We start from the raw sequence: 4,623 nt of genomic DNA, 5'->3' as shown, positions 1-4,623 counted from the left end.
CTGGCGCAACGGATGCTGCACTGATGCTACCGATGCTAAGCGCAGTGTTAGCTGGCTCTGTATTTGGTGATCACTGTTCTCCAATCTCAGATACGACTATTTTGTCATCAACGGGTGCTCGTTGTAATCATATTGACCATGTTGCCACGCAATTACCTTACGCACTGTCGGTTGCGTTGGTGTCGTGTATTGGCTTCATTGTGCTGGGTATTACCGCGTCGGTATTGTTCTCGTTCTTAGCGTCACTGATTACCTTTGTGTTGGTTTGTTTTGCAATGTCCGTGATTGCAAAATCAAAAGTAACAAGTTACCAAAACGCTTAGTTCTAACGACTTATCTATATAAAAGAAGGCTTAGGCCTTCTTTTTTTGTGGAAAGCAAATAAAAACCAAAAAGTACTAATTAAAGGTTGCAAATGATACATAGCTTAGTTAGTGTGGTTATCAACGAAGCAACATTAGCAGAGCCAATAAGTATGCGTTATATTACTATGAATATTCATCACCATCATCACCCTATCTAGTCTTTCGGGGAGATATACGCATACCCGGGAGGCAGAAGCTCCCGGAGGTGAAATTGGTAAAACAAGATTCAAACCCTCGGGAGACATGCAGTCTCCCGAGGGTTTTTTAGTTTTAAGCTTGAACGAAATTTAATAAATTCAACAATTTGTACAGGGAAGAAATAATGCAAACACAACGTCTAAGAATTGCTATTCAAAAGAAAGGTCGCTTGAGTAAAGAGTGCCAAGAGTTACTTAAGAAGTGTGGTGTGAAATTTATCGTGATGGGCGAACGCCTTGTTGTTCATTCACTGAATATGCCCATAGATCTGCTTCTTGTGCGTGATGATGATATTCCAGGCTTGATTATGGACGGTGTGGTTGATCTCGGTTTCATTGGTGAAAATGAACTTGAAGAAGTTCGCCTAGATCGCAAAGCACTGGGTAAACCTAACGAGTATGTAGCGTTACGACGTTTAGATTTTGGTGGCTGTCGCTTATCGATTGCTATCAATAAAGATGAAAAGTACAACGGCCCTCAAGATCTCGCCGGTAAGCGCATTGCAACCACATACCCTCAGCTATTAAAAGCGTTTATGGATGAGCAAGGTGTTGACTACAGTGCTTGTATGCTAACGGGATCGGTAGAAGTCGCTCCTCGCGCTGGCCTTTCCGATGCCATTGCCGATTTAGTCTCGACGGGGGCCACATTAGAAGCGAACGGATTAAAAGAAGCGGAAGTCATTTTCAAATCTAAAGCAACATTGATTCAACGCAACGGTGACTTTGATGCTGATAAGCAAGCACTTATCGATAAGTTATTGACCCGTATGCAAGGCGTCCAACAGGCGAAAGAGTCGAAGTACATCATGCTTCACGCCCCTGTATCAAAGCTAGAGCAAATTAAAGCGCTTCTCCCAGGAGCAGAAGATCCAACAGTATTGCCATTGTCCTCTGATACAGAGAAAGTCGCCGTTCACCTAGTGAGTACTGAGAACCTATTTTGGGAAACAATGGAACAGTTGAAGGAACTGGGTGCAAGCTCGATTCTTGTCCTTCCAATTGAAAAAATGATGGGGTAAGTCCATGAGAACAGTTGTTTGGCAATCATTAAGCGAATCTCAACAAGACTCGATATTGGAGCGTCCAGCCATTACAGAAGGCGCTAACATTACCGCCTCGGTATCAGACGTCATTGCAAATGTCCGCAACGAAGGCGATAAAGCGCTTAAAGAACTGACCCAAAAATTTGACGGCGTTGAATTGGATTCTATACGCGTATCAAGCGACGAAATCGAGTCAGCATCAGCGAAGCTTGGGGACGAAATAAAAGCTGCGCTTGAACAAGCGTATAGCAACATTGCAAAGTTCCATAAAGCACAAATACCTCAGCCATTGAGTGTCGAAACACAACCAGGTGTGGTTTGTGAGCAAGTAACACGGCCCATTAATACGGTTGGATTGTATATTCCAGGTGGCAGCGCGCCACTACCTTCAACAGTCTTAATGCTTGGGGTTCCCGCTCAAATAGCAGGATGCCGTAAAGTGGTTTTATGCTCTCCACCGCCTATTGCCGATGAAATTTTATATGTTGCGAAGCTATGTGGAATCGATGAAGTCTACAGCGTTGGTGGCGGTCAAGCGATTGCAGCGATGGCATATGGGACGGAAAGCATCACGAAAGTGGATAAAATATTCGGACCAGGAAATGCTTATGTAACAGAAGCGAAAAGGCAGGTGAGCAATGATTTTCGTGGCGCAGCGATAGATATGCCTGCAGGCCCATCAGAAGTGTTAGTTCTAGCCGATGAGACAGCAGACGCTGACTTTATTGCGGCAGACCTACTTAGCCAAGCTGAACATGGTCCAGATTCGCAAGTCGTATTAGTGACGCCATCGGCGGTAATCGCAGACCAAGTGACCGATGCGGTCCAGCGACAATTAAAAGAACTATCGCGCGCAGATATTGCCCAAAAGGCATTAGCGTCGAGCTTGGTGATTATTGCTGACTCAGTGACACAAGCGATATCTATTTCAAATTACTATGGTCCAGAGCACTTGATTGTTCAAACGAAAAGCCCGCGTGAGTTGTTGCCGTTGCTTGATAATGCAGGTTCGATTTTCTTAGGTGACTGGTCTCCTGAATCTGCTGGTGATTATGCGTCTGGAACGAACCACGTATTACCAACGTATGGCTATACCAAAACGTATTCAAGCTTGGGCTTAGCCGATTTCTCGAAGAGAATGACGGTTCAAGAGCTCACTGCAGATGGACTTAAGCTACTGGCTCCAACCGTTGTGACAATGGCGGAAGCGGAAGGCTTAGATGCGCACAAACGCGCGGTAACTATTCGCATTGAAAAATTGGCGCAAGGAGAAAGCTGATGGAAAAGCTCGCTCGCAAGCAAGTTCAGGCTTTAACGCCTTATTTGTCAGCAAGACGTATTGGTGGCACTGGGGATGTTTGGCTTAATGCCAATGAATCTCCATTTAATAATGAATACAAAACAGATTTTGCTCGATTGAACCGTTACAGCGAATGCCAGCCAAAGGCTTTGATACAAGCTTATGCTGATTACGCGAATGTGACTGCTGAGCAAACGCTGACAACCAGGGGTGCAGATGAAGGAATTGAGCTTTTAATTCGCGCCTTCTGTGAACCAAATGAAGACGCCATTCTATACTGCCCACCAACGTACGGGATGTATGCGATCAGTGCTGAAACCATTGGCGTGGAGAGAAAGGTCGTCCCTCTTACTTCCGATTGGCAATTGGATCTTGAGGGCATCAAACAAAACTTAGACAAGGTAAAGCTCGTTTTCGTATGCAGCCCTAACAATCCAACCGGTAACTTAGTTAGAAGGGAAGATATTGTTTCTTTGCTTGAAATGACCAAAGATCGCGCCATTGTTGTCATGGATGAAGCGTATATCGATTTTTGCCCTGAGGCGTCAACGGTTGATTTGTTAGCTCAATATCCAAATTTGGCGATATTACGTACCTTATCTAAGGCTTTTGCATTGGCTGGATTACGTTGCGGTTTTACGCTCGCTAACAAAGAAATCATCGACGTACTTCTTAAGGTGATCGCGCCTTATCCGGTGCCAATTCCTGTGGCTGAAATTGCACAACAAGCGTTATCAGAAACTGGGCTCGCTCGAGCGAAATATCAAGTCCTTGATTTAAGTGCGAACAGAGCGTATTTGCAGGCTGGCTTATCGGTCTTGCCTCAACTTACGGTCTTCGAGGGCTGGGGCAATTATTTGTTGGTGAAATTCCAAGATGGTGATGCTCTATTCAAAGCCGCTTGGGACAGTGGCATCATATTAAGAAACTCTCCAATCGAAAATTGCGTTCGTATCAGTATTGGTAATCGTGAAGAGTGTGAGAAAACACTAGGTTTTATTAGAAATTACTACGCTTAGGTATTTTAGGGCAAAGCCTATTTGCCTAAACTATTTTTTAAAAGGAAGTTCGTGTGAGTAAGCAACAGAAAATATTATTTATTGACCGTGATGGCACCTTAATTGTTGAGCCTCCGATCGATTTCCAAGTAGACCGCTTAGATAAGTTGAAATTGGAACCGTTCGTCATTCCTAGCCTGCTATCACTTCAAGCCGCGGGTTACCGCCTTGTTATGGTGACTAACCAAGATGGCTTAGGAACAGATAGCTACCCGCAAGCTGACTTTGATGCACCGCAAAATATGATGATGGAGATCTTCGAATCTCAAGGCGTTATTTTTGACGACGTGCTAATTTGCCCACACTTTGATGAAGATAATTGCTCTTGCCGTAAGCCTAAGCTAGGTATGGTGAAAGAGTACCTTCAGGGTGGCAAAGTCGATTTCGCTCAATCCGTGGTCATAGGTGACAGAGAAACAGACTTGCAGCTCGCTGAAAACATGGCGATTCGTGGTATTCAGTACAACCCTGAGACAATGGGTTGGAAACAGATCCTGAAAGACTTGACGGTCAATGCGCGTACTGCAAAAGTCGTTCGTACTACCAAAGAAACCGATATTAATGTGTTCGTTAATCTGGATGAAACCGGTGGAAACAGCATTGATACTGGGATGGGCTTTTTTGACCATATGCTGGATCAAATCGCCACTCACGGCG

General features: G+C 44.6%; 5 protein-coding genes and 1 other annotated feature. All 5 genes read left to right on the top strand.

Going from position 1 to position 4,623, the window contains the following annotated elements; translation table 11 throughout:
- Positions 1-323 (top strand): Na+/H+ antiporter NhaC family protein (locus tag ACP45E_RS05905; RefSeq protein ID WP_241824276.1); only part of this gene is annotated, 323 nt, incomplete at its 5' end.
- Between the two features lie 175 nt (positions 324-498).
- Positions 499-634 (top strand) — a sequence feature (His leader region).
- A 53-nt stretch (positions 635-687) separates the two neighbouring features.
- A complete protein-coding gene (gene hisG / locus ACP45E_RS05900; RefSeq protein WP_017034905.1) occupies positions 688-1,584 on the top strand; it encodes an ATP phosphoribosyltransferase in 897 nt (298 codons plus the stop codon).
- A gap of 4 nt (positions 1,585-1,588) precedes the next feature.
- On the top strand, positions 1,589-2,887 hold the full coding sequence (gene hisD, locus ACP45E_RS05895; RefSeq protein ID WP_017038969.1) for a histidinol dehydrogenase: 1,299 nt from the start codon (positions 1,589-1,591) through the stop codon (positions 2,885-2,887).
- Positions 2,887-3,927 (top strand): histidinol-phosphate transaminase, encoded by a 1,041-nt coding sequence (gene hisC / locus ACP45E_RS05890; protein ID WP_017038970.1) that lies wholly within the window; start codon positions 2,887-2,889, stop codon positions 3,925-3,927. Before hisD ends, hisC begins: the two co-directional genes overlap by 1 nt.
- Positions 3,928-3,980: 53 nt before the next feature.
- Positions 3,981-4,623: histidinol-phosphatase (gene hisB, locus ACP45E_RS05885; RefSeq protein WP_069584797.1), on the top strand; the 643-nt coding region annotated here is incomplete at its 3' end.

Source organism: Vibrio genomosp. F10 str. 9ZD137, from assembly GCF_049974785.1.
Lineage (GTDB): Bacteria > Pseudomonadota > Gammaproteobacteria > Enterobacterales > Vibrionaceae > Vibrio.
Note: the sequence above shows the minus strand (reverse complement) of the source record. Positions and strands in the feature narration are given on the sequence as shown.